This window comes from Neorhizobium tomejilense (genome assembly GCF_964254135.1).
GTDB classification, from domain to species: domain Bacteria; phylum Pseudomonadota; class Alphaproteobacteria; order Rhizobiales; family Rhizobiaceae; genus Neorhizobium; species Neorhizobium tomejilense.
The window spans coordinates 150,163-170,756 of record NZ_CAXUSO020000002.1; the positions used below are offsets into that span (position 1 = coordinate 150,163).

At 60.3% G+C, this 20,594-nt stretch carries 27 protein-coding genes and 1 pseudogene; 6 read left to right on the forward strand and 22 right to left on the reverse strand.

What is annotated here, in order from left to right; translation table 11 throughout:
* Positions 1-3 precede the first annotated feature (3 nt).
* Positions 4-1,002, reverse strand: coding sequence for a carbohydrate ABC transporter permease (locus ACSQ3G_RS23495; protein WP_436111890.1), 999 nt, complete (start codon positions 1,000-1,002; stop codon positions 4-6).
* Between the two features lie 172 nt (positions 1,003-1,174).
* Here ACSQ3G_RS23495 and ACSQ3G_RS23500 point away from each other — a divergent pair, with 172 nt between their 5' ends.
* On the forward strand, positions 1,175-2,956 hold the full coding sequence (locus tag ACSQ3G_RS23500; RefSeq protein ID WP_436111891.1) for a heparinase II/III domain-containing protein: 1,782 nt from the start codon (positions 1,175-1,177) through the stop codon (positions 2,954-2,956).
* Positions 2,957-2,967: 11 nt separating this feature from the next.
* Positions 2,968-3,756 (forward strand): discoidin domain-containing protein, encoded by a 789-nt coding sequence (locus tag ACSQ3G_RS23505; RefSeq protein ID WP_436111892.1) that lies wholly within the window; start codon positions 2,968-2,970, stop codon positions 3,754-3,756.
* A 62-nt stretch (positions 3,757-3,818) separates the two neighbouring features.
* Here the strand turns inward: ACSQ3G_RS23505 and ACSQ3G_RS23510 are convergent, their stop codons facing one another.
* The 3 genes from ACSQ3G_RS23510 to ACSQ3G_RS23520 form a co-directional block, all read right to left on the reverse strand.
* Positions 3,819-4,205 carry a type II toxin-antitoxin system VapC family toxin gene (locus tag ACSQ3G_RS23510; RefSeq protein ID WP_436111893.1) on the reverse strand — a complete coding sequence of 129 codons (387 nt, stop codon included), beginning with the start codon at positions 4,203-4,205 and terminating at the stop codon, positions 3,819-3,821.
* Positions 4,205-4,459: a type II toxin-antitoxin system VapB family antitoxin gene (locus tag ACSQ3G_RS23515; protein WP_436111894.1), complete on the reverse strand. Its 255-nt coding sequence runs from the start codon at positions 4,457-4,459 to the stop codon at positions 4,205-4,207. The genes ACSQ3G_RS23510 and ACSQ3G_RS23515 overlap by 1 nt, the downstream gene beginning before the upstream one ends.
* A gap of 224 nt (positions 4,460-4,683) precedes the next feature.
* Complete coding sequence (locus ACSQ3G_RS23520; RefSeq protein WP_436111895.1) at positions 4,684-5,097, reverse strand: hypothetical protein; 414 nt, start codon at positions 5,095-5,097, stop codon at positions 4,684-4,686.
* Between the two features lie 33 nt (positions 5,098-5,130).
* Here ACSQ3G_RS23520 and ACSQ3G_RS23525 point away from each other — a divergent pair, with 33 nt between their 5' ends.
* Positions 5,131-6,186 (forward strand): Fic family protein, encoded by a 1,056-nt coding sequence (locus tag ACSQ3G_RS23525; protein ID WP_436111896.1) that lies wholly within the window; start codon positions 5,131-5,133, stop codon positions 6,184-6,186.
* A gap of 269 nt (positions 6,187-6,455) precedes the next feature.
* Here ACSQ3G_RS23525 and ACSQ3G_RS23530 read toward each other — a convergent pair whose 3' ends face one another.
* On the reverse strand, positions 6,456-7,193 hold the full coding sequence (locus tag ACSQ3G_RS23530) for a FadR/GntR family transcriptional regulator (RefSeq protein WP_105421056.1): 738 nt from the start codon (positions 7,191-7,193) through the stop codon (positions 6,456-6,458).
* A 70-nt stretch (positions 7,194-7,263) separates the two neighbouring features.
* Positions 7,264-7,566, reverse strand: coding sequence for a hypothetical protein (locus ACSQ3G_RS23535; protein WP_436113254.1), 303 nt, complete (start codon positions 7,564-7,566; stop codon positions 7,264-7,266).
* Here ACSQ3G_RS23535 and ACSQ3G_RS23540 point away from each other — a divergent pair.
* Positions 7,474-9,129 carry an acyltransferase gene (locus ACSQ3G_RS23540; RefSeq protein WP_436111897.1) on the forward strand — a complete coding sequence of 552 codons (1,656 nt, stop codon included), beginning with the start codon at positions 7,474-7,476 and terminating at the stop codon, positions 9,127-9,129. The two genes, ACSQ3G_RS23535 and ACSQ3G_RS23540, sit on opposite strands and share 93 nt — an antisense overlap.
* A 23-nt stretch (positions 9,130-9,152) precedes the next feature.
* Here the strand turns inward: ACSQ3G_RS23540 and ACSQ3G_RS23545 are convergent, their stop codons facing one another.
* The 10 genes from ACSQ3G_RS23545 to ACSQ3G_RS23590 all read right to left on the reverse strand — a co-directional run bounded on the left by ACSQ3G_RS23545 (position 9,153) and on the right by ACSQ3G_RS23590 (position 14,880).
* A complete protein-coding gene (locus ACSQ3G_RS23545; RefSeq protein WP_436111898.1) occupies positions 9,153-9,338 on the reverse strand; it encodes a hypothetical protein in 186 nt (61 codons plus the stop codon).
* Between the two features lie 200 nt (positions 9,339-9,538).
* Complete coding sequence (locus ACSQ3G_RS23550) at positions 9,539-9,910, reverse strand: GCG_CRPN prefix-to-repeats domain-containing protein (RefSeq protein ID WP_436111899.1); 372 nt, start codon at positions 9,908-9,910, stop codon at positions 9,539-9,541.
* A 145-nt stretch (positions 9,911-10,055) separates the two neighbouring features.
* A complete protein-coding gene (locus tag ACSQ3G_RS23555; RefSeq protein ID WP_436111900.1) occupies positions 10,056-10,457 on the reverse strand; it encodes a hypothetical protein in 402 nt (133 codons plus the stop codon).
* Positions 10,458-10,598: 141 nt separating this feature from the next.
* On the reverse strand, positions 10,599-11,360 hold the full coding sequence (locus ACSQ3G_RS23560; RefSeq protein ID WP_436111901.1) for an ABC transporter ATP-binding protein: 762 nt from the start codon (positions 11,358-11,360) through the stop codon (positions 10,599-10,601).
* Entirely contained in the window at positions 11,357-12,397 is a 1,041-nt protein-coding gene (locus ACSQ3G_RS23565; protein WP_436111902.1) for a FecCD family ABC transporter permease, read from the reverse strand. The genes ACSQ3G_RS23560 and ACSQ3G_RS23565 overlap by 4 nt, the downstream gene beginning before the upstream one ends.
* Entirely contained in the window at positions 12,394-13,416 is a 1,023-nt protein-coding gene (locus ACSQ3G_RS23570) for an ABC transporter substrate-binding protein (protein WP_436111903.1), read from the reverse strand. The genes ACSQ3G_RS23565 and ACSQ3G_RS23570 overlap by 4 nt, the downstream gene beginning before the upstream one ends.
* A gap of 154 nt (positions 13,417-13,570) precedes the next feature.
* A complete protein-coding gene (locus ACSQ3G_RS23575; protein ID WP_436111904.1) occupies positions 13,571-13,807 on the reverse strand; it encodes a hypothetical protein in 237 nt (78 codons plus the stop codon).
* Positions 13,808-13,992: 185 nt separating this feature from the next.
* Complete coding sequence (locus tag ACSQ3G_RS23580) at positions 13,993-14,181, reverse strand: hypothetical protein (protein WP_436111905.1); 189 nt, start codon at positions 14,179-14,181, stop codon at positions 13,993-13,995.
* A 7-nt stretch (positions 14,182-14,188) separates the two neighbouring features.
* Positions 14,189-14,356 carry a hypothetical protein gene (locus ACSQ3G_RS23585; RefSeq protein ID WP_436111906.1) on the reverse strand — a complete coding sequence of 56 codons (168 nt, stop codon included), beginning with the start codon at positions 14,354-14,356 and terminating at the stop codon, positions 14,189-14,191.
* A 320-nt stretch (positions 14,357-14,676) separates the two neighbouring features.
* Complete coding sequence (locus ACSQ3G_RS23590; RefSeq protein ID WP_436111907.1) at positions 14,677-14,880, reverse strand: hypothetical protein; 204 nt, start codon at positions 14,878-14,880, stop codon at positions 14,677-14,679.
* A 117-nt stretch (positions 14,881-14,997) separates the two neighbouring features.
* Between ACSQ3G_RS23590 and ACSQ3G_RS23595 the strand changes: the two genes are divergently transcribed.
* Entirely contained in the window at positions 14,998-15,414 is a 417-nt protein-coding gene (locus tag ACSQ3G_RS23595; RefSeq protein ID WP_436111908.1) for a hypothetical protein, read from the forward strand.
* 482 nt (positions 15,415-15,896) lie between these two features.
* Here the strand turns inward: ACSQ3G_RS23595 and ACSQ3G_RS23600 are convergent, their stop codons facing one another.
* The 3 genes from ACSQ3G_RS23600 to ACSQ3G_RS23610 form a co-directional block, all read right to left on the reverse strand.
* Complete coding sequence (locus tag ACSQ3G_RS23600; RefSeq protein WP_436111909.1) at positions 15,897-16,340, reverse strand: hypothetical protein; 444 nt, start codon at positions 16,338-16,340, stop codon at positions 15,897-15,899.
* Between the two features lie 11 nt (positions 16,341-16,351).
* Positions 16,352-16,744, reverse strand: a complete 393-nt coding sequence (locus tag ACSQ3G_RS23605) for a hypothetical protein (protein WP_436111910.1) — start codon at positions 16,742-16,744, stop codon at positions 16,352-16,354.
* 61 nt (positions 16,745-16,805) lie between these two features.
* On the reverse strand, positions 16,806-17,378 hold the full coding sequence (locus tag ACSQ3G_RS23610) for a hypothetical protein (protein ID WP_436111911.1): 573 nt from the start codon (positions 17,376-17,378) through the stop codon (positions 16,806-16,808).
* A 427-nt stretch (positions 17,379-17,805) separates the two neighbouring features.
* On the opposite strand from ACSQ3G_RS23610, the pseudogene repC reads away from it, so the two are divergent.
* A pseudogene (gene repC, locus ACSQ3G_RS23615) lies at positions 17,806-17,916 on the forward strand (replication initiation protein RepC); the annotation flags it as partial.
* A gap of 674 nt (positions 17,917-18,590) precedes the next feature.
* Here repC and ACSQ3G_RS23620 read toward each other — a convergent pair.
* The 3 genes from ACSQ3G_RS23620 to ACSQ3G_RS23630 form a co-directional block, all read right to left on the reverse strand.
* Positions 18,591-19,829: a type II toxin-antitoxin system HipA family toxin gene (locus ACSQ3G_RS23620; protein ID WP_436111912.1), complete on the reverse strand. Its 1,239-nt coding sequence runs from the start codon at positions 19,827-19,829 to the stop codon at positions 18,591-18,593.
* The gene (locus tag ACSQ3G_RS23625) at positions 19,826-20,098 is read right to left on the reverse strand and encodes a helix-turn-helix domain-containing protein (RefSeq protein ID WP_105420958.1); all 273 of its coding nucleotides are present in this window, start codon (positions 20,096-20,098) and stop codon (positions 19,826-19,828) included. Before ACSQ3G_RS23625 ends, ACSQ3G_RS23620 begins: the two co-directional genes overlap by 4 nt.
* A 96-nt stretch (positions 20,099-20,194) precedes the next feature.
* Positions 20,195-20,521: a hypothetical protein gene (locus tag ACSQ3G_RS23630; protein WP_436111913.1), complete on the reverse strand. Its 327-nt coding sequence runs from the start codon at positions 20,519-20,521 to the stop codon at positions 20,195-20,197.
* Positions 20,522-20,594 lie beyond the last annotated feature (73 nt).

A 20,594-nucleotide genomic window follows, 5' to 3' on the forward strand; every position in this document is an offset into this window, starting at 1 on the left:
GGATCAATCCTCCCTCTGTCGGCGGAACTGGACGACCGTGACCGCCAGTACGAGAAAGAAGAGAACGAGCGCGATCATGCTGGAATAACCGAGGTCCCAGGAAATGAAGGCTTCGTTGTAGATGTGATAAACGAGGACCAGCGTCGAGGTGCCGGGGCCGCCCTGGGTGATCATGTAGATCTGATCGAAGACCTTGAACGACTGGATGGTCAGCATGACCGTGACGAAGAAGGTGGTCGGCCCGAGCTGCGGCACCGTGACATAGACAAATTTCTGCCACGCATTGGCGCCGTCGAGATCGGCCGCCTCGTAGAGCTCGGAATTGATGCCCTGCAGCCCGGCGAGGTAGATGACCATGTAATAACCCATGCTCTTCCAGACGCCGAAGAGGATGACCGTCACCATCGCCCAATGCCGGTCGGCTGCCCAGCCCGGCATGTCCTTGGGGTCCAGGCCGAGCGTATAGAGGACCATGTTCACCGGCCCCATTTCGGGGTTGAAGATCATGTTCCAGACCACGGCGACGGCAACCAGCGAGGCGACATAAGGGAAGAACATCGCCGTGCGGAAGAAGTCGCGCCCGAAGATCTTCTGGTTCAGCAGGATCGCCAGGCCGAGCGCGCAGGCGAGCGTCGCGGGGACCGAGACGACCGTATAAATGATCGTGTTCCAGAATGCGGCAATGAAGACCTTGTCTTCGAACAGCCGCCAGAAATTGTCGAGACCGGCGAAGGTGATCGCATTCGATCCGTCCCAATGCATGAATGCCAGCACGAAGGCGAACAGGATCGGGCCGAGCGTAAAGACGGCAAAACCGAGGAAATTCGGGGCGATGAAGGAATAGGCGACCAGCGCGCTGTGTATCTTGCGCCGGCGGCGCGACAACACCTTGCTCGACGGCCGGGACGCGGCCGGCGCATCACCTGCGGCAATGGTCGAATTCAACATGGACACTTTATCCCTCCGCGAACCAGGATGCTCCGATCGATGCCCAAGGGCCATCCACGACCGCTCATTGTCTTACGAGCGTGCCGCCTCCCTACCGAGGGGATAGCACATCTCTCACATTGGTCAAACAAATTTATGGATAAATCATATGAATTCTGTAGTCATCTTAAAATACGTATGATAGGTGGCGAATGAGGTCGTTTATCGGTCGCATGGAGGAAGGTTGATGTTCAGCGAGATCGCCGGGTCGTTGCCGCCGGTTTTGGCGGACTTCATGCCCGGCGCGCCGATCGGCGACCGGGCCGCCTGGGATGCCGTATCGGATGATATGCGCGTCGCGGTCATCCGGGATGCGGAGGCGGCGCTTGGCCGGCCGTGGTCGCTCATCAAAGCTTCCGACTATCGCGAATATTCGCTGAACGGCAACCGCTCGCGCTTTGAGGCGCTGTATTTTTCGCGGCGACGGATGTTGAACGATCTGGTTCTTGCCGAGCTGCTCGAGGCCAGGGGGCGTTTCATCGATGCGATCGTCGACGGTGTCTTCCTGATCTGTGAGGAAAGCGGCTGGCAGCTTCCGGCTCATAACGCTTACGAGCGGGGCGGGCTGCGGTTTGCCTTGCCCGATCCGGCGCAGCCGGTCGTCGATCTGTTTGCGGCGGAGACGGGGGCCCTTTTGGCGACCGTGGCTGCTCTGATGAAGGATCGGCTCGACCAGGTCAGCCCGCAGGTCGTCGCCCGCATCGAGCGGGAGATCCGGGTGCGCGTATTGTCGCCCTATCTCGACCGGCATTTCTGGTGGATGGGCAACGGCACGGAGCGAATGAACAACTGGACGGCGTGGATAACACAGAACGTCCTGCTTGCGGCCTTTGCCCTGAAGACGGAACAGGACCTGCGGCGGCAGGTCGTCGCAAAAGCCCTTTCCAGCCTCGACGCCTTCATCAAGGATTATGCGCAGGATGGGGCCTGCGAGGAGGGAGTGGTCTACTATCGTCATGCGGCGCTCTGCATGGCCGGGGCGATGACCATCCTCGACACGGTGGCGCCGGCTTCGATGACGCCGCTCTGGAAGGCTCCGAAAGTCCGCAGCATGGCGGAATATATCGTCAACATGCATGTCGCCGGCCGCCGGTATTTCAATTTTGCCGATTCCGCCGCGGTCATAGAACCCTGCACCGTGCGCGAGTATCTGTTCGGCAAGGCCGTCGGGTCCGATGTCTTGGCGGCATTTGCCGCACGCGACCGCCTGTCGTCCGAGCACAAGCATCTGCCCGAGGAGTGGAACCTCTGGTACCGCGTGCAGGAACTGCTGGTAACGCCGGCGGCCGGCGGAGAACGGACGCCGGCAGGCAATGCGTTCTATCCGGGAATTGGCCTGTTCGTTGCCCGCGACGACTGCTTTGCGCTCGCCGTCAAAGGCGGCAATAACGGCGAAAGCCATAACCACAACGACGTCGGCAGCCTGACGGTCTACAAGGACGGCAAGCCGTTCCTGATCGATATTGGCGTCGAAACCTACACGGCAAAAACCTTTTCCTCCGAGCGGTACGATATCTGGACCATGCAGTCGGGCTTCCACAACCTGCCGACTTTCGGCGGTGTGAGCCAGGCCGCCGGCGCGGATTTTTCGGCGCGGAATGTCCAGACCGAGTTCGCTGAAAATCAGGCGCAGATATCGCTGGACATAGCGCCCGCCTATCCGGCCGAGGCACGCGTGCAATCCTATCGGCGAACCGTCACGCTTCGGCGCGGGCAGGAGATCGAGGTCGTGGATATCCATCAGGGCGAACTGCCGGCGGTGCTTTCGCTGATGACTTGCGTCGAACCGACTATCGACCGCGCCCTTCATTTCGGTGGTCTCGGCCGCATCGACCTTGATGGAGCCGGGGAGATTGAGGTCGATGCAATCGATATCGACGATGCCCGGCTGCGCATCTCCTGGCCCCCGAGAATTTATCGACTGCGCATCCCCTTTGCCGGGACCTGCCTGAAACTGCGGATCGTCTGAGGAGGACGAGCATGGAACTGACACTGAAAGTCGTGGACGTGGCGGGCGAGGTTCGCGCCAGGGTAACGGGCACGGACGAGGCATATCTCGTTTTTCGCGACAGCTACAACGAAGGCGATCAGGTCGTCGTCGAAGCGTCCGAGCCGGGATATCTCATGCTCGCGCTCGACGACGCGATGACGCCTGCGATCGTCTATATGAAGGGGCAGAGTTATGCGCTCGGGGTCCCTTTTGGTCCCAAGCGCATTCCTTATTCTCCGCGGGCCTTTGAAGGCAAAATCCACAGACTATGCGTCCGCAAGGCGCGCCCGGAGGAAATCGCGGCGCGCCGGAACCTGGCATTCAATCCGTGGGACGACCACGCCAATGCCTCCATATTTCCGCACGCCAGGGCGAATGTGGAGACACGCGGGGAGGCGGTCTTTGCCGCGCGCAACGCCATCGACGGCGAAAAGGCGAACGACGATCATGGCTTCTGGCCCTACACGAGCTGGGGGATCAATCGCGATCCCGATGCGACGCTGACGCTCGATTTCGGCCGGCCGGTGAAAATCGACGAGATCGTTCTCTACCTGCGAGCGGACTTTCCGCACGACGCCTGGTGGGAAAAGGCCAGCGTCACCTTTTCCAACGCCGAGACCGCATGTTTCTCGCTGGCCAAGACGGGTGCGGCTCAGCGTTTCCCGGTGAGGGAACAGACCGTGGAATGGATCAGACTGCACAGCCTGATCAAGGCCGACGACCCGTCGCCCTTTCCAGCGCTGACCCAGATCGAAGTCTGGGGACACGAGGCGGATTAAGTGAATCAGCGCCGAAGGTTGCCATCGGTCCCGTAAAGCCTGCATGGTCGGGTTCGTCATGATTAGATTGCCTGAACATCGGTCTGCGAAAAGTCATTACCCTTGAACAGCAGCGGCTCGCCGGTCAGTGCGGCGAGAGCGTACGAGAAGCAGTCGCCGTAGTTCAAGGCAGCCGGATGACGGCCCTTGCCGTAGCGGCGCCAGGCCCGGCGAGCCTGATCGGCGTGCTCGGCGCTCACCGCAACGACATCTACTTTGACCTTGTGCAGCCAGAGATCGAGTTCTGCTCCACCTGCTTCGCCAAAACGCCCCTCGATGACCATCGAGGCTTCGAGAAGCGTTGCCGCCGAAATGAGCCGGAGGGGATCGTCGGCAATGCGTTCGCGATAATATTGGGCATCCGGCTCACTGAAAAAGATTGCGACGATCGCCGACGTGTCGATTACCATCAGTTCGGAACACCGTTTTCATCGTAGCCGATGATTTCATCCGGGCTGCGGTCATCGAGAACCGGCAGAGCGCTGAGGCGCCGTTGCATTGCCTCCATGTCCTCGAGGAGGGCAGCCTTTGCCGTTTCCGATCCCATACGCTTGAGACGTTCCTCAAGCGCGCGCCGTGTCGCTATAGTGATGGTTTCACCGGTGCGTGCAGCCAGTTCACGCGCGAGCTTTTCGGTATCGGGGTCTTTGATGCTCAGTGCCATAGCAGGTATCCAGATTCCTTGGTGTCTATAATCTACCTCACAAACCTTCGCAGCGCACGCAATTACAGCATGTGAATCAGCGCCGAAGGTTGACCCCTATGATCGGCCCCGTAAAGCCTTGATCTACTGAGATGAAATGCAGATCGGGTGGGATCACGATCGGCGCCGATGGTGCCCCCGTCCTCGGTGCGAGTTTGCCAGTCAAGTAGGCGCTCGCCGTCTTTTCAAACGGGGTCAACCTTCGGTGCTGTTTCACAGGATGCGCGCCGAAGAAGGCATCCGCGTATTACATAGATGTGTTTGATCAGCGAAACCGCATGCGAAAGCGACTTGCGAAAACGGTTCATCCGTCTGAGGCAGGCATCTAGCTTGCTTCCGAGGCCAGTTGCTTCCCCGGCAGGCCCCATCATGTAAGACATCTCTTTCATACCCATTCCGAAGCGCGCGATCCCATCAGGTGCACCAAAGCTCATCGATCCACCGAAAGCCATCGCTATCTTCAGCATGGTCGGCGCCATTCCGGACCTGTTGTTATAGACCACCGGATCGACGACGGCGAAGACCGATCTTTCCGGCAATTGGTTCAAAGTGGGTTTATTGGATGGAAATGGATGGATTAATGGACGCCATTGTGCCATATCCTTTGTGGATGGAAATGGATGGACTAATGGATGCCGGCCCTCGACCTATCCAAACTGCGCATCACGCCTGAAATCCTGTCGCTGATCGCCGAGATTGACGAGTTCAAAGGCGCCTGGCGAGCGTTGGGACGGATCGCGCCCGACCGACTGTCCAGTCTGCGCCGGGTTGCAACGATCGAGAGCATCGGATCGTCAACCCGTATCGAGGGAGCAAAACTGAGCGACCGCGAGGTCGAGAGGCTACTCTCGAACCTGCGCATCGGCTCTTTCACCAGCCGTGACGAACAGGAAGTCGCAGGCTATGCCGAGGTGATGGAAACTATCTTTTCCGCTTTCGAAGAGATCCCCCTGAACGAAAACCATATCCGCCAACTCCATCGGGACCTGCTCATTCACTCGACCAAGGACGAGCGGCATCGGGGAAGTTGGAAGACGCTCTCCAACAACGTCGAAGCGTTTGACGAAGATGGCCGTAGCCTTGGCATCGTCTTTGCGACGGCATCGCCTTTCGATACGCCGGGCCGGATGGCCGACCTGGTGGCCTGGCAACAGGCTCAGGAGAAGGATCGTACGTTTCATCCGTTGCTCATCGTGGCGGTTTTTGTCGTCATTTTCCTGGAGATCCATCCATTTCAGGACGGCAATGGCCGGCTCTCGCGCGCCTTGACCACCTTGCTCCTGTTTCGGGCCGGTTATTCCTATGTGCCCTATAGCTCCCTCGAAAGCGTCATCGAGCAAAACAAGGAAGCATATTATCTTGCACTGCGACGGACACAGGGCACGATCCGAACCGATGAGCAGGATTGGAATCCGTGGGTCGAGTTCTTCCTGCGAAGCCTGCAGCGGCAGAAACAGCGGCTGGAGCGCAAGATCGAGCGCGAGCGCATCCTTTTTGGTGATCTGCCGGAGCTGTCCATCGCAATTCTCGAATTGGCCCGCGAGCGTGGAAGAGTGACCGTGATGGACGCGGCCAAGGCCACAGGCGCAAGCAGAAATACCGTCAAGGATCATCTGCGCGCATTAAACGAGCAGGGACATCTAACCCTTCATGGAGCAGGCCGCGGTACCTGGTACGGCCTGAGCTGACCAAGGAAAATGACCGGCGGACCGCCAATGTGTGAATCAGCGTCGATGGCTGACCCCTATGATCGGTCCCGTAGAGCCTTGATCTACTGAGATGAAATGCAGATCGGGTGGGGTCACGATCGTCGCCGATGATGCCCCCGTCCTCGTCGCGAGTTTGCAAGTCAAGTCAGGCGCTTGCCGCCTTTTCAAACGGGGTCAACCTTCGGTGCTGTTCACAGTGGATCGGGGCCTAAGAGCCGGCCCGGCCATGCGGCCGGCCTGCTGAAGCATCAGCTTGAAAACGCTTTAAAATCCCTCAGCACATCCCGGTAGCGGATCTGGCTTCCTCTCAGGTGGTCGCGCATGGCATTGCGCGCCGCTTCCTCGTTGCGATCCGAGATTGCCACGACGATCGCTTCATGTTCCGTGTGGATCATGCGGCGGTAGGCGGTCTGTTCGCCGGACCGTTCGCCGGGCGTCGCCCTCGATTGCGGAATGGCCGCGGTACCGTGAAATTCCAGATGCTGCCGGAACAGCGGGTTGTTGGTGGCGTCGGCGATGGCGAAATGCAGCGCAAGATCCGCCTCGCGGATCGATTCATTCTGCTCGATGCATTGCAGAATATGCCGATGACAATCGAAGATAGCCTCTTCCTGCGCCGGCGATCGGCGCATCGCCGCCAGACCGGCAGCCTCGATCTCAAGCGGAGCCCGCACCTCGAGCACCTCCAGATCGGACGATACGCGCGCCCGGTCGATTTTCCGGCCGGAAGGAGCGGAAGTCTCCTGGCTGAGCACATAAATTCCCGCGCCCTGCCGCACTTCGACAAGCCCGTCCGATCTAAGCGCCGCGACCGCTTCGCGGACCACCGTACGGCTTACGCCGTGGGTTTCCGTCAGTTCGACTTCGCTTGGGAGTTTGTCGCCGGGCGAGTATTGACCGCTGGCAATTGCTGTCCGAAGACTTTCCCCGACCCGTGACACCAGCGATCCCGGTCCCTTGTTCCGCTCCTTGGTCTGGGTTGTCACGCTCAATCCCCGCTGCAACGACGCGACGCGTCCGCGCCGTATTCATCACACGTGTATGACAAATTCGGACTCATATCAATGCGGGAGTGAACTCCATTTGCCCTGAGAGGCATTGAACAACGCCGGCGGAGGTCGAAAACAAAAGCTGGACGCTTAAATTCGTCTGCTGTATTTCCTCAACTCGGCGAATGTCAGAAATTGGTATGATGACATCGGCCATCGCTTTCTGACCCTGCCGGCCTTTTTCGAGCATGAAGCCGGCGTGCAAACGAGTGACGAGATGCGGACAAGTCCAGACGTTTCCGAATCCGAGTTGGATCGGGAAGCCAGGCTGCAATTCCTCACCTGGGAGCGCAGGCCTGCGGATATTCAAAGCGATCCCCAAAAGAGGCTGAAGGAAAAACTGGTGCAGTCCGCCGGGGCGCAAATCGCAGACAGCGCTTATATCGCAAGCGACGCCCGCATTTTCACCTCATCTCTGATCCTCGGAGATCGTTCCTGGATTGCGGGGCACGCCCTCGTGCGGGGAGATGTGGAAATCGGCGCCAATTGTTCGGTCAACCCCTACGCATGCATCTCCGGAAAGGTCCGGTGCGGAAACGGTGTGCGTATTGCGTCGCTGGTGTCGATCGTCGGTTTCAATCATGGTTTCGACGATCCGGACATACCGATCAACGATCAGCCTCACGAGACGCTCGGCATTACGATCGGCGATGATGTCTGGATCGGTGCCAATGCGGTCATTCTGGACGGCGTGACGATCGGGAGGGGTGCGGTTATCGCTGCCGGGGCTGTTGTCACCAGGGACATTCCAGATCTGGCGATCGCGGCGGGCGTGCCGGCCAAAGTCGTGCGCCGTCGCGGGGAGACGGCAGCGGTAGGGAAATCGCGCCGGGTCGAGGTCGAACAGGCGCTGCTGCGGATCGGCAGGATAGCGGAAGCCGAGTGGCGGGATGTGCGGGAACGGCATCTGACACCCGAGGGTTATCTGTCGCCAGATGCCGATGGCACGGCGCGCATGAGCGTCAGGCATGAATGCGATGCGATCGAGATCGCCGCCGGTTTTGGGGAGCAGCCTTCCGGGAATGAGGCGAAGGCGATCGCCGATCGTTTGCAGGCGCTGCAGGACCCCGCGACCGGCTTTTTTCCAGATCCGTTTCGGTCACCCGATCCTGCGAAGAACATCCGCGATGATTCCCTGGCTCTCTATAACGTGCTGGCGGTCGGTTATGCGCTGGAGATACTCGGCGCGCATCCCTCCCACCCGATCTCGGGCGTCGAGATGGACGCCGTTGAGCTTTGTGATTGGCTGGAGGCGCTGCCCTGGAGCACCCGTGCATGGTGGTGCGGCGACCGGGTGGACGCTATCGCCACTGCGCTTTATTTCAACGCCCGGTATTTCAGGAGCGGCAGGGGTAAGGAAATCCTCTTCGGCTGGCTTTCGACCCATTTCGATCGTTCGACGGGACTGTGGGGGGAGCCGACCGCGGAACAAGGGTTGCTGCAGCCGGTCAACGGCTTTTATCGCCTCACACGCGGAGCCCATGCCCAGTTCGGCATCCCGGTTCCTTTCCCTGAATCCGCGATCAATTCCGTCATGACGCATTATCGAAACAACCGCGGCTTTTCCGGGCCAACCTATACGGCCTGTAACCTGCTCGATACGATCCATCCGCTTTGGCTGTGCCTCAAGCAGACAGATTTCATGCGCGGCCAGGCGGAAGCCGTGGCTGAGGAGATCATTCTGCGTTCACCGGACCGGTGGCAGGCAGAAAGGGGCTTTGCTTTCGCCGACGGTCAGACAGGAAGCCTGCAGGGCACGGAAATGTGGCTTTCGACCCTGCATCTTGCCGCGGACCTGTTGGGCCTGGCTGAAAATTTCGCCTTCGTTCCCAAAGGGGTGCATCGGACGCGATCGGCGGGAATGGGGCTATAGCGCTTGCAGGCGTTGATTTTTGCCTAGCGGAACCGCGGCGGTCGTGGCGGCGAGTTCGAGTGGATCTCGTGCACCGGAGCGTGTTTTCCCAGCAGCCTTAACATCTTTTTTTCGTCCTCCAGCCGCATTCCGTTTCTGCGGCAGTGTTCGGCGACGTCGTGGTCGCGTGGCCCAGGAATTCTGACCTGCCGATTGGTATCCTTCTTCATGACGCTTCCTCCTAACAATAAAACGCTCCCAGCTGGGAAATGTTCGTTAGAAGTGGCTAAAATTCAACCCCTGCCGTCAAATTCCGCTGTCGCGTGAGAGGGGATATTGCCCGCATCAGGCTCTATAGGGCTCAGCCGAGCGTGTCGCCGAATTCCCATCGAGAAAAAGCCCCTCTGCAGAGCAGAAGGGCTTTCCCGTATCAACGCCAATCCCGGCGATCGCGCCAGTCGCGATGACCACGCCATTCCCAGCGAGGCGGTCCGCGGTGGTCCCATCGATCCCGCCGGTCCCACCGATGGCTGTAGCGGGGCGGCGGCGGCCGCCAGCGGTTGGGGCGGCAATCGCCCCACCGGTTCAGGTGGTAACCGCGGCCGCAAGCCCAATCGACCTTTTCGGCGGTTGGTTTTGCCGGCACGGCAATGGTTCCGATCGGCATGGCATTTGCCGCGCCTCCAAAAAGACAAGCTGCGATCAAACTGGCCGCTAAGACTATCCTGCGCATCGGTTTCCTCCAGAGTGCACACGCTGACAGATTGCGGCGCGATCCTTGAACCGTTGCTGAAGTCCGCATTCATCTGCGCTTCAGCTTATGTACGTTTGATCGCGGGCGGCCTTTGCGGGCGTCCGCGCAAGTCCCGACAGACTGTCCTCCACCAAAGTTGCGGCGAGGCGGTTTGAACAGGGACCAATCTGGTTCCCTCTGGTCTCGGCCGGCCTCAGCGATAACGTGAGCGGTCCCGGCCGTCGTCGCGAGAGTCGGAATCGTTCGAAGACGTTCCTCGCTCAAGCCGGTCCAAGACCTGCAGGAGAAGATCCGCGCAATCCTTTGTGGGTTCGCCGTCGGCGCAGCGCAGGTCGATCGTGGTCCGCCCGTTCTCGATGCGGAAACGAGCGCCGCGCTCCCGTGGCGCTCGACGGTCGGCCATCGGCGGCATCCGCCACTCGTCTCCGTCCCGGTCCGCGGCCGGTCCCTGAGGACCGGGCGGCGGTGCGTTCGGGGCGCGATCCCGCTCAGCCTGTGGCGGGGTATTGGGAGATGCGTTAGGCGGTTCCTGCGCGAGTGTCAGGTTGGCAGACAGGCAAAGAACGGCCGCTGCCGTGATGAGAAGAGGTTTCATGTCGGGCCCTCCGGTTCCGGGTGACCAACGAACGATGACAAGGGTTTGTTTGTTCCAGCCGGCGTTCGCGTAACGGCCTTCGGCTCTCATGGTGGAGACCGCTCGGTCGAAACTCCTCGTAGGCTGGATTCTCAGAAATTATCAGGCGAGGTAGTGGATATGGGGTCGCGAATGGTGCGGCGAGGCTTCTACCCGTGCTTCGACGGAAAATACGTCCCTCAGCAGGGCTTCGGTCAGCACCTCTTCCGGTGCCCCGCCGGCGACGATCCTGCCGTTCTGCAGGACGATCAGCTGATCGCAGAACATCGCTGCATGATTGAGATCGTGAAGCGCGATGATACTCGTCATCGGCAGGCCGGAAACCAGCCGCATCAGGCCGATCTGATGCTGGATATCCAGATGGTTGGTCGGTTCGTCGAGGATGAGTTCCTTCGGCGATTGCGCCAGCGCCCTGGCGATATGGGTCCGCTGCTTTTCGCCGCCGGAAAGGGACTGCCAGCGGTCGTTGCGCTTGTGGGCCATGCCGGCGCGTAGAAGAGCGGTCTCGACCGCGTCGTCGTCGGTGAGCGACCAGCCTGAAAATATCGACCGGTGCGGAAACCGCCCGAGCTTCACCACATCGACGACCCTCAGATTGGCATTGGTCGTGGCATGCTGTTCAACGAAGGCGACCCTTCTTGCGATCGAACGCCTCCCGATCGTCTTGAGATCCTTGCCTTCAAGCATGATGGACCCCGAATGCGGCAGTTTCAAACCGGCGAGCAGACGCAGGAGCGACGTTTTTCCCGAACCGTTCGGTCCCAGAAGGCCGAGTGTCTTGCCCGGCTGTGCCGCGAACGAAACGCCTTCGAGCACGGTCTTCCTGCCAATTTTCCAGGTGAGGTTCTCGGTCTTGATGCTCATGACGCGCGTTGGAACCGGTAGAGGATGATCGAAAAGAAGGGCACGCCGACCAGCGCGGTGACGACGCCGATCGGCAGGACCTGCTGCGGGATGAGGGTACGTGACGCAATGTCCGCCACCACCATGAAAACGGCGCCGATAACGGCGCAGGCCGGAAGCAGGCGGACATGCAGTGGCCCGACGGCAAACCGCGCCACATGCGGTACGACGAGGCCGACGAAGCCGATCGAGCCGACCATGCTGACGATCGTCGCCGTCATCATCGCCGTCAGGGCAAAAAGCACGATGCGTGCGCGCGCGACATTGACACCGAGCGCCGCCGCCGCCTCATCGCCGAAGGCGAAGGCATCGAGCACGCGGGCATAAAGCAGGCAGGCCAGCAGCGCGATGCCGACGATGATCGAGACCAGCGTCAGCTCCGGCCAGCGCACGCCGCCGAAACTGCCAAGCAGCCAGAACATCACGTCGCGCGCCTGCTGGGCATTGCCCGACGTCGTGACGATGTAGGAGGTCGAGGCATTGAAGAGCTGCGAAGCGGCGACACCGGCAAGGATTGTGCGGTCCGCACCGCCGCGCGTGCCGTTGGATAGCAGCGCCACGAAGAAGAAGGCCGCGAAGGCGCCGGCAAAAGCCCCGGCCGACAATGAAACCGCGCCTGCGCCAACACCGAGGATGACGATCGCGACGGCGCCGGTGGACGCGCCGGCGGAGATGCCGAGAACATAGGGCTCGGCCAGCGGATTGCGCAGCAGCGACTGCATGATCGCTCCCGACAGGGCAAGGCCCGCACCGCAAAAGGCCGCGACCAGCGCCCGGCTGAGACGGTAGTCCCAGATGACCGTCTCATGGATACGGTTGAGCGCCACCGCCGTCCAGCCCAGCCGGTTGGTGACCGCAGAAAAGGTCGTCGCGAGCGGGATCGGCAGATCGCCGATCCCGACGCTTATGCCGACGACGAGACCGATGGCTGCAAGCGAAGCCACCAGCACGGCTGCGAAGGCGAAAAGCTGCTGAAGAGGGCGGCGCTTTTCCGTCACTTCAGAAGACCGATGGCCTTCAACTGGTCGGCCACTTGTTCGGCGCCATAGATCGTCCGCACGGTCGGGTTCATGGCCTGACCGTCCATCACCACCATTGCCTTGTTCTTCACGGCGGTGATCTGGCTGACGGCCGGATCGGTGGTCAGGAACCTGATCTTTGCTTCCGGCTTGTCGAGTTCCCAGCGGTTACGGTCCAGATTGGCGACGACGATCACGTCCGGATTGGCAGCGATGATGCTTTCCCAGCCGAGCGTCGGCCATTCGGCTTCGGCGGTGACGGCATTGCGGCCGCCCAGGACATCAGCGATGAAGCCGGACGCTGCGTTCTTGCCGCCGAGATAAGCATCAGCCGACGGGCTGGGGCTGGAGAACCAGAAGACGTAGGAGAGGCTTTTGCCGTCCTTCGAAACGCTGGAGCGGAGTTTGGCTTCGCGCGCCTTGAAATCGGCGATCAATGCCTGGCCGCGATCGCCGACATCGAAGATCTGCGACAGTTCGTCGATTTCCTTGTAGAGCAGATCCATGTTCCACAGCTGGGCGCGGCTGCCGTACTGGTCCTTGACCTCCTTGGTGCTGAGGCAGGTGCTGGGCGAGAGATAGGACGGGACGCCGACCTTGTCGAAGTCCTCACGCTTGGCGACCTTGCTGCTCGGGCCGACCAGGCTTGGCAAGGCGGCGGCCACGAAATCCGGGTTCTCGGCCAGGATCGATTCGAAGGTCGGGAATTCGACGCTCAGAAGCTTGACCTTGGCATTGGCTTCGGCAAGCTGCGGCAAAACCTTGCTCGGCCAGAAGGCGGTGCCGGACATCTTGTCCTGGAGGCCGAGCAGCAGCAGGATTTCGGCGCTGTTCTGGCCAAGCCCGATTGCCCGCTCGGGCGCCTTCTGGAAGCTGACCTGCGCGCCGCAGTTTTCGATGGCCAGGGGATATTTCGTCGAAGCGAATGCCGAGGAAACAGTGAAGCTGGATGCAGCAGCGATCAACAGCGCGGTAAAGGTGGATTTCAGCGTGAGCATGGCAGGTCCCGGTTCAAGTCTGCCATGGCGAATAACCGTTCCTGCTCGTTTTAACAAGACAAAGCCAGTCACCTTTGATGTCGCAAGCTGACATCTGCCAAAGTCGGATCGTCGCCTGCCTCGCAGACGTTGCGCTGAACTCGAACAAGCTCCGTTAGATCAGGTTGCGCCGTTTTGCCTTTATCAGGGCTGCAAGCTCGTCACCGCTGATAATCGGTTCGGGGATCTGGCCGCAATGAACGAAGAGCTCGATGGCCGGAAGCTCGCCGATATTCTTTCTGCAATAGGCCAAGGCCTTTTCCAGCGAGACGAAGGTCCGGCTGGGGACGTCTTCTGACCAGCAATGCACCGTGGCGGGCACGCGTGCATGTCCCGGATTCCGGTCGGGCATTTTTCGGGTTTCCTCGGCGTGTCGTATTGATGCGAATTTTGATCACAATTATCATATGATAAGAATGCGCGTGGGCTTAGCTGCTGGGGTGGTTACCGATCTGAAACCCGGACCGCGGCAATTTGAACGGCCTGCGCCTCATCTTCCCCGCGCTAGGGAGGAAGGCGCAGCGGGTGCAGCTAGCGTCAGGTGCCGGCATAGATCCCATAGAGCGCGATGAACGCGTAGAGACAGAAGGCTGCGACCGCGACGCCCGCGATAAACATGATCAGGCCGCGGCCGGCGATGACTTTTCGCTTCTTTTGGGGTTCGGGATCCGCCGACGGCGACAATCCCGTCGGTGTTTTACTCCTTGGCGTGTCGCTTGGCTTCATAAGTCGATCACTTCGTCTGGTCGATGGCGTGCGGAGACGGCGGTGTTTGAGGACCCGTGGGCTCGCCGGGGGTCAGGAAAAAGAAATAGACTGCACCGATGACAAGTGCGGCCGCGAGAATGGCGGTGACAAATTTCATCATGTTGTTGCCGGCTTTTCTGGACGTGTCGGTCATGACGGCTCCAACAGGCTGGTCGGCTAATAGTTCCCCGCCCGATGCCGGGATGTCCTGATGGCGCTCTCCGGGAGCGGTCGACGGCTCCCGGATCGAACTCGTCTTCACGCCGCTGCCGCGAGCAAGACGCTGGCTATAATCAAGCAGCCAAGCGCCGCGTTCAGCCCGATGTAAAACGCCAGTTCATGTGGGTGGTCGGGTTTGCGGTGCATCTCGTTCTCCTCCTGCAAGCCCAACCTGCCGTCGCGTTGGAAAGTTCCGGCCGGCATTGTCATGGCCCTGAAAGGGATTGCACGAAGGAGAACAGGAAGACGCGCCGCCTAGTCTCCCGCTGCCCCAAGCCCAAGCGGCCCATTGATCCTGTTCAGTGCTTCCCCGAGGGATTTGACCGCTTCCATCGTCACGGCCTGTGCCGACATCAGCATAGCGAGGTCCGCGTCCTTCCCCTGGTGGGACAACGCGAGAGCGCGCTTGTGCAGCTGTTGGCTCATGGTACCGAGTTGCTCAAAAATAGTTTCGTCCATCGTCATCCTCCGAAGTCTGCGCGGTTTAAAGCCCCAAGCCGGCATTCAGTTCCTCGCCTGCGAGCGAAAAGAAACATCCAGAAGACGTGGCTCAAGAATTGTTGAGAGGGAACGGGGATGGTCAGAAAGGGGCCGAGTAAAAAACGCGACGAAACGTTTGTCCGGGGAAGGCTCGTCATCGCCAGAGGCTTCTTGAAGGATGCGAGAAACAGCAACGCCGTGGCGGATCCTGGCGACATAGGCAATCCGTCCATGTCAACGATCATCAATTGCGCCATCGCATTCACCGATGTCATCACCGGCAAGTACATCGGCGAGACCAACAAAGATGATCACCAAGCGGTGGTGAAGCTGCTTCAGGCGGCTTTAGGAAACCGACTACCGGAAGCCCAAGCCCGAAACCTTGCATCGCTTCTCGAACAGAAGGATGAAGTTCAGTGCGGGTCTCGAGCCAAGACCAGAGGAGATGCTGACAGAGCGTTGGAACGGCTGGAAGAATATGTGGAATGGGCCGAACGAATAATCGCCGAGTGACCCTGACCAATGGAAGCCAGTGCCTCGCGGAGCACGTGCAGCAAGAAGCCTGGGAGATCGCAGTCCTTTGAAGAATTCCGTATTGGACAGGGCCTGTGGGGATCTGCTGGCAGTTGCTCCCTAATTGCGGGAAAAAGTGTATCGGAGCCGAAGTTTCAGTTGCCGGCACCCATGCGGATCAGCCTTTCCGGCGTGTGGCTGCTCCGGCGCCTTACCCAAGACGATCTTCTGGAGAGCGGCAGCGAACGTGTGGAACGTGTGCAATCCAATCCTCCCTTTGGTCGATGCGGTCAGCATCTGTGTATTGAGGAAGCCAAATGCCCAGGCGTCCGGTTCCACAGCGCCTTGATTAAAACCGGTGAATTTGCCCTCTGCGCCGAAAGGCGGATGCTGCCGGTTCGCGGGGGGCGCAGGCCGAGATCATGCCGCGAGCCGAGGGTCGGCTCCCGCTCTTTCGTGGGAGCCGATTCGTCGTTTCCAGGTCACTGCGGCGGCAGAACCACGTTGCTGTCGGTGGTGCTTTTGACCGGCTTCTGCCCCGGGACATGGGACATGCTGCGCGTCTTGCTTTGCAGTTCATCACCCTTGACCCGCGTTTTCGTCTGCGACTTGCTGAATGTGCCCTGGTCCATGGCCTGCGCCTTCGACTGCGCTTTCAGCTGGTTCGGGTTCTCGTTAACTTTGGTCTGGCTCTGGGCTTTGCCATCGGCCGTCGCCGCACTGCCTGCAGAGCCGATCGAGGCCGTCGTGCCGTCGTCGGTCTGGCAGGCTCCGGCAGTGCCGAGCGTACTCGCCGATGTGCCGCCTGCGGCGGCACTGCCGGCGGAGCCGACCGTGCCGGCCGAGTTGCAGTCCTGTGCAAGCACGGGTGTGGTGGCGACCGAGGCCATAAGCGCCAGGCACGCCAGGGATATTTTCTTCGACATGTCTATCTCCTTCATTTCCGAGGCGGGGTTACGTCGCAGGTGCCGTCCGACCGGCGGGTGATCACCGTCCCATCAGGCTTGGTGACGCTTGCCGTCGAAAATGCCTGATTGCCGGCCGTGCCGGTTGTGACGGATGAACCGGCGCTGGACGAAGCCGAGCCACCGCCCGAATGCGTCGTCGTTGTCTTGCCGTCGATTGTCGTCGAGGACGATACGCTGCCGCCGCCTGCGGTTACCGATGTCGACGTGCCGTTGCCGGTCGAGCCCGTGCTTTCGATGATGGTGCAGATGGTGCCGTCGTCAAGCTTGATGGTTTCGGTGGCAAAGGCCGAGATCGCGGTAATGGTCGCCAGGATCAGCGGCAGTGCGAAACTGCCCTTGTATGCGAATGATGCCGAGGTCATTTCGGCTCTCCTATTGATTAGGACGAAGGCGGAACAATCCGCCCCCGTCCGATGGGTGGGACTAGCAGGAAGCGCCGTCTTTCTTGGCCTGGCCCGGAGGACATGCCTTCTTGCCCTGACCGTGTTCAAGGCCGGCCGCGCCAGCCGCGCTGCCGCCGGTTCCGACCGAGCTGGTCGACATGCCGTCCTTGGCCGAGGTGCCGCCGGTGCCAAGCGTCGAAGCGGAGCCCGACCCGCTGCCGGAACCTGCCGCCGACCCGCCGGTGCCAACGGAGCTGCTGGACTGGCCATCGCCTGCGGACGTGCCGCCGGTGCCAAGCGTCGAAGCGGAGCCGGAGCCGCTGCCCGAGCCTGCCGCCGACCCACCGGTGCCAACCGAGCTGCTCGACTGGCCGCCGCCGGCAGAAGAACCGCCGGTGCCCAGGGTCGAGGCGGAACCGGTGCCGCAGTTGGTGGTGCCGGGTGCGCAATTGGTTCCGGCAGAACTGCCGCCCGTCCCGACCGTGCTGCTGGACGTGCCGCCGCCGGCACTGGTCCCTCCGGTGCCGACAGTGCTGCTGGTCTGGGCGAAGGCTGACAGTGTAGTGCCCGCGAGAAGCGCCGCGGCAAATGCCGCGCGTGTAACAACGTTCATGTCTTATCTCCTTGAGTTTCCACATGCTTCCGACCGCGAACAGCGTTTCCGAAGCTGCGAAGAAAACTCGCTTTCGACGGCGCGTGTTCCCGACCTCGGGCTTCAGTCCTATCCAGGCTGAGACCTTGGGCCACGGGCGACACCGACCAAGGTCCGGAGCGAGGAGGAAGAGGTCGCGAAGGCGGAACTTGGACCGCAATTGCGGGTTCAAGGCGTCTCGAAAAAGGAGGTTCCGATGGAAGAGAGCGTGTATCAGGCGCGTTGGCTGCTGATCATCATCGCTTTGCTGGCTGTCGCAATGACCGCCGTCGGCGCCGCAGCTGGGTGAGCCGGCTGAGGGCGGCTGGCGCGGTTGAGCGCCTTCTTTGGCGGGTCCCTGCGAGAGGGCAGCGGTAAAACGGAAACCACTTGCCGAGCCGACGAAGACTTTTCGTTGGGTATGGTGCTTCGTGCATGCCCGCAGATATCGAATTACGTGCCAGGTGGTGCAATCTCGCATTGGCGAGAGGTGATGACGGCCGCGGTGGTGGTGCGAACCGAAGCTTCAGCTCGCTGAATACGTGCTCGGCCATGAAATCTACAAACTCATGTTGATTACGAGATACGTTATGGATGTAAATCTGGGCAAAGCCACACGTCGCGCATTCTTCGACCAGTTCATTTCCGCGCGTAATCAAGGGAATGAATTTGCCTATTTCCTCGGGCGCCACATCGCGTGATGCCGAATCGAATTCCGCAGGGCTTTTAAGCTCAGCTAACAAATCCGGCTCGACCGCCGCATTGCGCCTCTCCTGCCAGGTGGCCATTCGCGCCTCATCGATTGTGGACGCCCAGGACACCTGAGCTGGAGGGCAAGGGGTTTCCCCGCTCCACCGTTTGCCTGGAATACCTCCGCGATCCTTTTCATTTCGTTCGCCGCTTTCCGAACTGTCACCAGCCCGTCTGCCCACTTTCCAAGCCAGGTTGCGGTCCGCTTGGTGAGCGCCGCGCCCAACCACAATGGCGGCTTCTCTGGAAGTGACCGCAGCTTTACCTGATCTGTCTTGAGCTGTCGGTGGTCAACGTCACCGTCTAACCGGCAAAGGTGGCACCCACGGTCGCTCGCGGCGGGAAAATATAGGGAATTCAAAGGCATTTTTCGAAATCTTTGAATTCGTGTGATATTCTAAGATCCCAGCCGATTATACCGAGATGCTGTGTTTCGAGCTCGTTTCAGGCTCGAATCTGCGCCTGAATTCGCCTGCATCGCTTCTGAATATTATGGGTGATGCGCTCCAGGACTCTCGTCGGATCGCCAGCGGTGTCGACGATCTGCTTCGCGACATCTTCGCAGAAGCCATCAATTACCGCCGCAAGCTCCTGGACACGCCTGATAGTCGAGGCACCGCTCAACCCGACCTCCTCAGCGAAGGCCTGCCAATCTGCTCGCCTCAAGTCAGGCCCGATGAAACGCCCGGCGATGCCTTGAGGCAGGCTCTGATCAACCTGCCGGTAGACCGCCGCACACATCAAATCGTAAAGCGGCGCCAGCTTCGCAGATCCGCCGGCACCGATCAGGATGGAGTAGTTCTTTGCATGCGAATCCGAATTGCAGATCAGTACGTTGAAAATCACTGCGTCGAGAAGCGTCAGGCGCTCGGCGGGGGAAACAAGATCGCTGACGGCATCGAACAGCATCTTCAATGTCACGCCGCGGCCCGTCTGGGATCGCTCGTATTTCTGCGATGGAAAATGACCCGTTAGCTGGCAAAGGTCTTCCTGGTGCAGCCTGCGGATCTCACCTTGTGGATCCGTAAAACGGTCATAGCGCTTCACCAGCAAATAGCGCCGTTTGCCGGCTATGCCGATCGTAGCTTCGGCCGCTTCCAGTCCGCAGGCCCGTGCAAGGGCCAGGCAGAAGGCTTCGTTCTCGACGCTTCCAGCCAGACGGTTGGTGTCTGGCTTGATGATATGGGTCGATGGCGTGCCATCGACCGGGATCGAGATAGCGCCATTGTCATCAACGAAGACGGGTAGCTTTTCCTGTACGCCCGCAAGCGACATGGAGACCCCTCGCTCTCCGACCAGGAAGGGTTTGGACGGAAGCTCGTTGAGGATTCGCTCCAGCGCCTCGTCGTCCGGAATGGGCTGCAGGTTGACGCCCGCTTTGCGGGGTTCGCCAATCGACAGCGCTCCGGCCGTGTCGCGACCGATGTGACCGAGCAGGCCCACGATGTCCTGGGGAGACACTTTCAGCCGCTGACCGATCTCGGCGAGATGGGTTTCCGGCAGCAGGTTGGCGAGCCATGGCAGCAGCCTGTCCGCGCCGACCGCTCCTGATCGTAGCGGCATGGTCAGCGAGATAGGGAAGGCCGAGCGGCGCGCCTCCCATGACGGATCGTAGTCGAGCCGCCATTCCCCCTCGAACGTCATCTCGCCAACGAGGAAGGTTTCGTAGAAGATGGTTGTCATCGGCCATCACCGAAAGTCGGCAGGAAGCCGAGGTCATCTTCCATGGCGGTCAACGAGGGTTGGGCTGTCTTCAAGTCGCCGATCTCGATACCGACCGTGCGTGCGACGATCAGCGCCTTTTCGAGCTGGCAGCTAGGCTTGCCGGATTCGAGCTCGACGATGAAACGTTCGCCTGTACCGGAACGGGTGGCAAGCTCGGTCTGGGTCCAGCCGAGACCTTTGCGTTTTTCCCTGACGGCAGCGCCGAAATCGCGTGCGGATCTGAACATCGAGCATCTCCTGTATCGGCTTACCGTACAGGAAGATTTCCTGAGTTTCAATGCCATCCTTACCGATCGGGAAGTGTCGCCCTTGGAAATGTAGATTCACCCCGATCGGGAAGTTTTATATTCGAAGGAGAACGCGAATTCAGGGTCCCTGAGCTCAGGGTGTCGCGTGTGGTACACCTCCGGGTATCGTAATTTCCGCAACGCAGGCAGGCATTTGACGGCGGCTATCTGGCGGAAAGTCCCACCGATTCCGCCGAAAGGCGGACAAACGCACATTCTGTTGTGAGACAACGATACCACCAGGTCTGACGGCGAGAACGGCTTGCGCCAGTCGAGATCATCGAGAGTCGATTTGCGTTCCCAGCGCTCCAGATCAATTTCGATATGGGCAAATGCTTCGCGGGCTGCCTGAAGCGGCCGCATCCATCATCACCCTCGTGAGACGGATCGCACGCCGCTCGTGAATTCTCGGGCGGACTCTAAGGCCTTCGATCTC

What these genes read in the sequence shown, in the direction of transcription:
- ACSQ3G_RS23495 (WP_436111890.1), bottom strand. Translation starts at nt 1,002, where the DNA reads ATGGCCCTTGGGCATCGATCGGAGCATCCTGGTTCGCGGAGGGATAAA.
- ACSQ3G_RS23500 (WP_436111891.1), top strand. Translation starts at nt 1,175, where the DNA reads ATGTTCAGCGAGATCGCCGGGTCGTTGCCGCCGGTTTTGGCGGACTTC.
- ACSQ3G_RS23505 (WP_436111892.1), top strand. Translation starts at nt 2,968, where the DNA reads ATGGAACTGACACTGAAAGTCGTGGACGTGGCGGGCGAGGTTCGCGCC.
- ACSQ3G_RS23510 (WP_436111893.1), bottom strand. Translation starts at nt 4,205, where the DNA reads ATGGTAATCGACACGTCGGCGATCGTCGCAATCTTTTTCAGTGAGCCG.
- ACSQ3G_RS23515 (WP_436111894.1), bottom strand. Translation starts at nt 4,459, where the DNA reads ATGGCACTGAGCATCAAAGACCCCGATACCGAAAAGCTCGCGCGTGAA.
- ACSQ3G_RS23520 (WP_436111895.1), bottom strand. Translation starts at nt 5,097, where the DNA reads ATGGCACAATGGCGTCCATTAATCCATCCATTTCCATCCAATAAACCC.
- ACSQ3G_RS23525 (WP_436111896.1), top strand. Translation starts at nt 5,131, where the DNA reads ATGCCGGCCCTCGACCTATCCAAACTGCGCATCACGCCTGAAATCCTG.
- ACSQ3G_RS23540 (WP_436111897.1), top strand. Translation starts at nt 7,474, where the DNA reads ATGCGGACAAGTCCAGACGTTTCCGAATCCGAGTTGGATCGGGAAGCC.
- ACSQ3G_RS23545 (WP_436111898.1), bottom strand. Translation starts at nt 9,338, where the DNA reads ATGAAGAAGGATACCAATCGGCAGGTCAGAATTCCTGGGCCACGCGAC.
- ACSQ3G_RS23550 (WP_436111899.1), bottom strand. Translation starts at nt 9,910, where the DNA reads ATGCGGACTTCAGCAACGGTTCAAGGATCGCGCCGCAATCTGTCAGCG.
- ACSQ3G_RS23555 (WP_436111900.1), bottom strand. Translation starts at nt 10,457, where the DNA reads ATGAAACCTCTTCTCATCACGGCAGCGGCCGTTCTTTGCCTGTCTGCC.
- ACSQ3G_RS23560 (WP_436111901.1), bottom strand. Translation starts at nt 11,360, where the DNA reads ATGAGCATCAAGACCGAGAACCTCACCTGGAAAATTGGCAGGAAGACC.
- ACSQ3G_RS23570 (WP_436111903.1), bottom strand. Translation starts at nt 13,416, where the DNA reads ATGCTCACGCTGAAATCCACCTTTACCGCGCTGTTGATCGCTGCTGCA.
- ACSQ3G_RS23575 (WP_436111904.1), bottom strand. Translation starts at nt 13,807, where the DNA reads ATGCCCGACCGGAATCCGGGACATGCACGCGTGCCCGCCACGGTGCAT.
- ACSQ3G_RS23580 (WP_436111905.1), bottom strand. Translation starts at nt 14,181, where the DNA reads ATGAAGCCAAGCGACACGCCAAGGAGTAAAACACCGACGGGATTGTCG.
- ACSQ3G_RS23585 (WP_436111906.1), bottom strand. Translation starts at nt 14,356, where the DNA reads ATGACCGACACGTCCAGAAAAGCCGGCAACAACATGATGAAATTTGTC.
- ACSQ3G_RS23590 (WP_436111907.1), bottom strand. Translation starts at nt 14,880, where the DNA reads ATGGACGAAACTATTTTTGAGCAACTCGGTACCATGAGCCAACAGCTG.
- ACSQ3G_RS23595 (WP_436111908.1), top strand. Translation starts at nt 14,998, where the DNA reads ATGGTCAGAAAGGGGCCGAGTAAAAAACGCGACGAAACGTTTGTCCGG.
- ACSQ3G_RS23600 (WP_436111909.1), bottom strand. Translation starts at nt 16,340, where the DNA reads ATGTCGAAGAAAATATCCCTGGCGTGCCTGGCGCTTATGGCCTCGGTC.
- ACSQ3G_RS23605 (WP_436111910.1), bottom strand. Translation starts at nt 16,744, where the DNA reads ATGACCTCGGCATCATTCGCATACAAGGGCAGTTTCGCACTGCCGCTG.
- ACSQ3G_RS23610 (WP_436111911.1), bottom strand. Translation starts at nt 17,378, where the DNA reads ATGAACGTTGTTACACGCGCGGCATTTGCCGCGGCGCTTCTCGCGGGC.
- ACSQ3G_RS23620 (WP_436111912.1), bottom strand. Translation starts at nt 19,829, where the DNA reads ATGACAACCATCTTCTACGAAACCTTCCTCGTTGGCGAGATGACGTTC.
- ACSQ3G_RS23625 (WP_105420958.1), bottom strand. Translation starts at nt 20,098, where the DNA reads ATGTTCAGATCCGCACGCGATTTCGGCGCTGCCGTCAGGGAAAAACGC.
- ACSQ3G_RS23630 (WP_436111913.1), bottom strand. Translation starts at nt 20,521, where the DNA reads ATGCGGCCGCTTCAGGCAGCCCGCGAAGCATTTGCCCATATCGAAATT.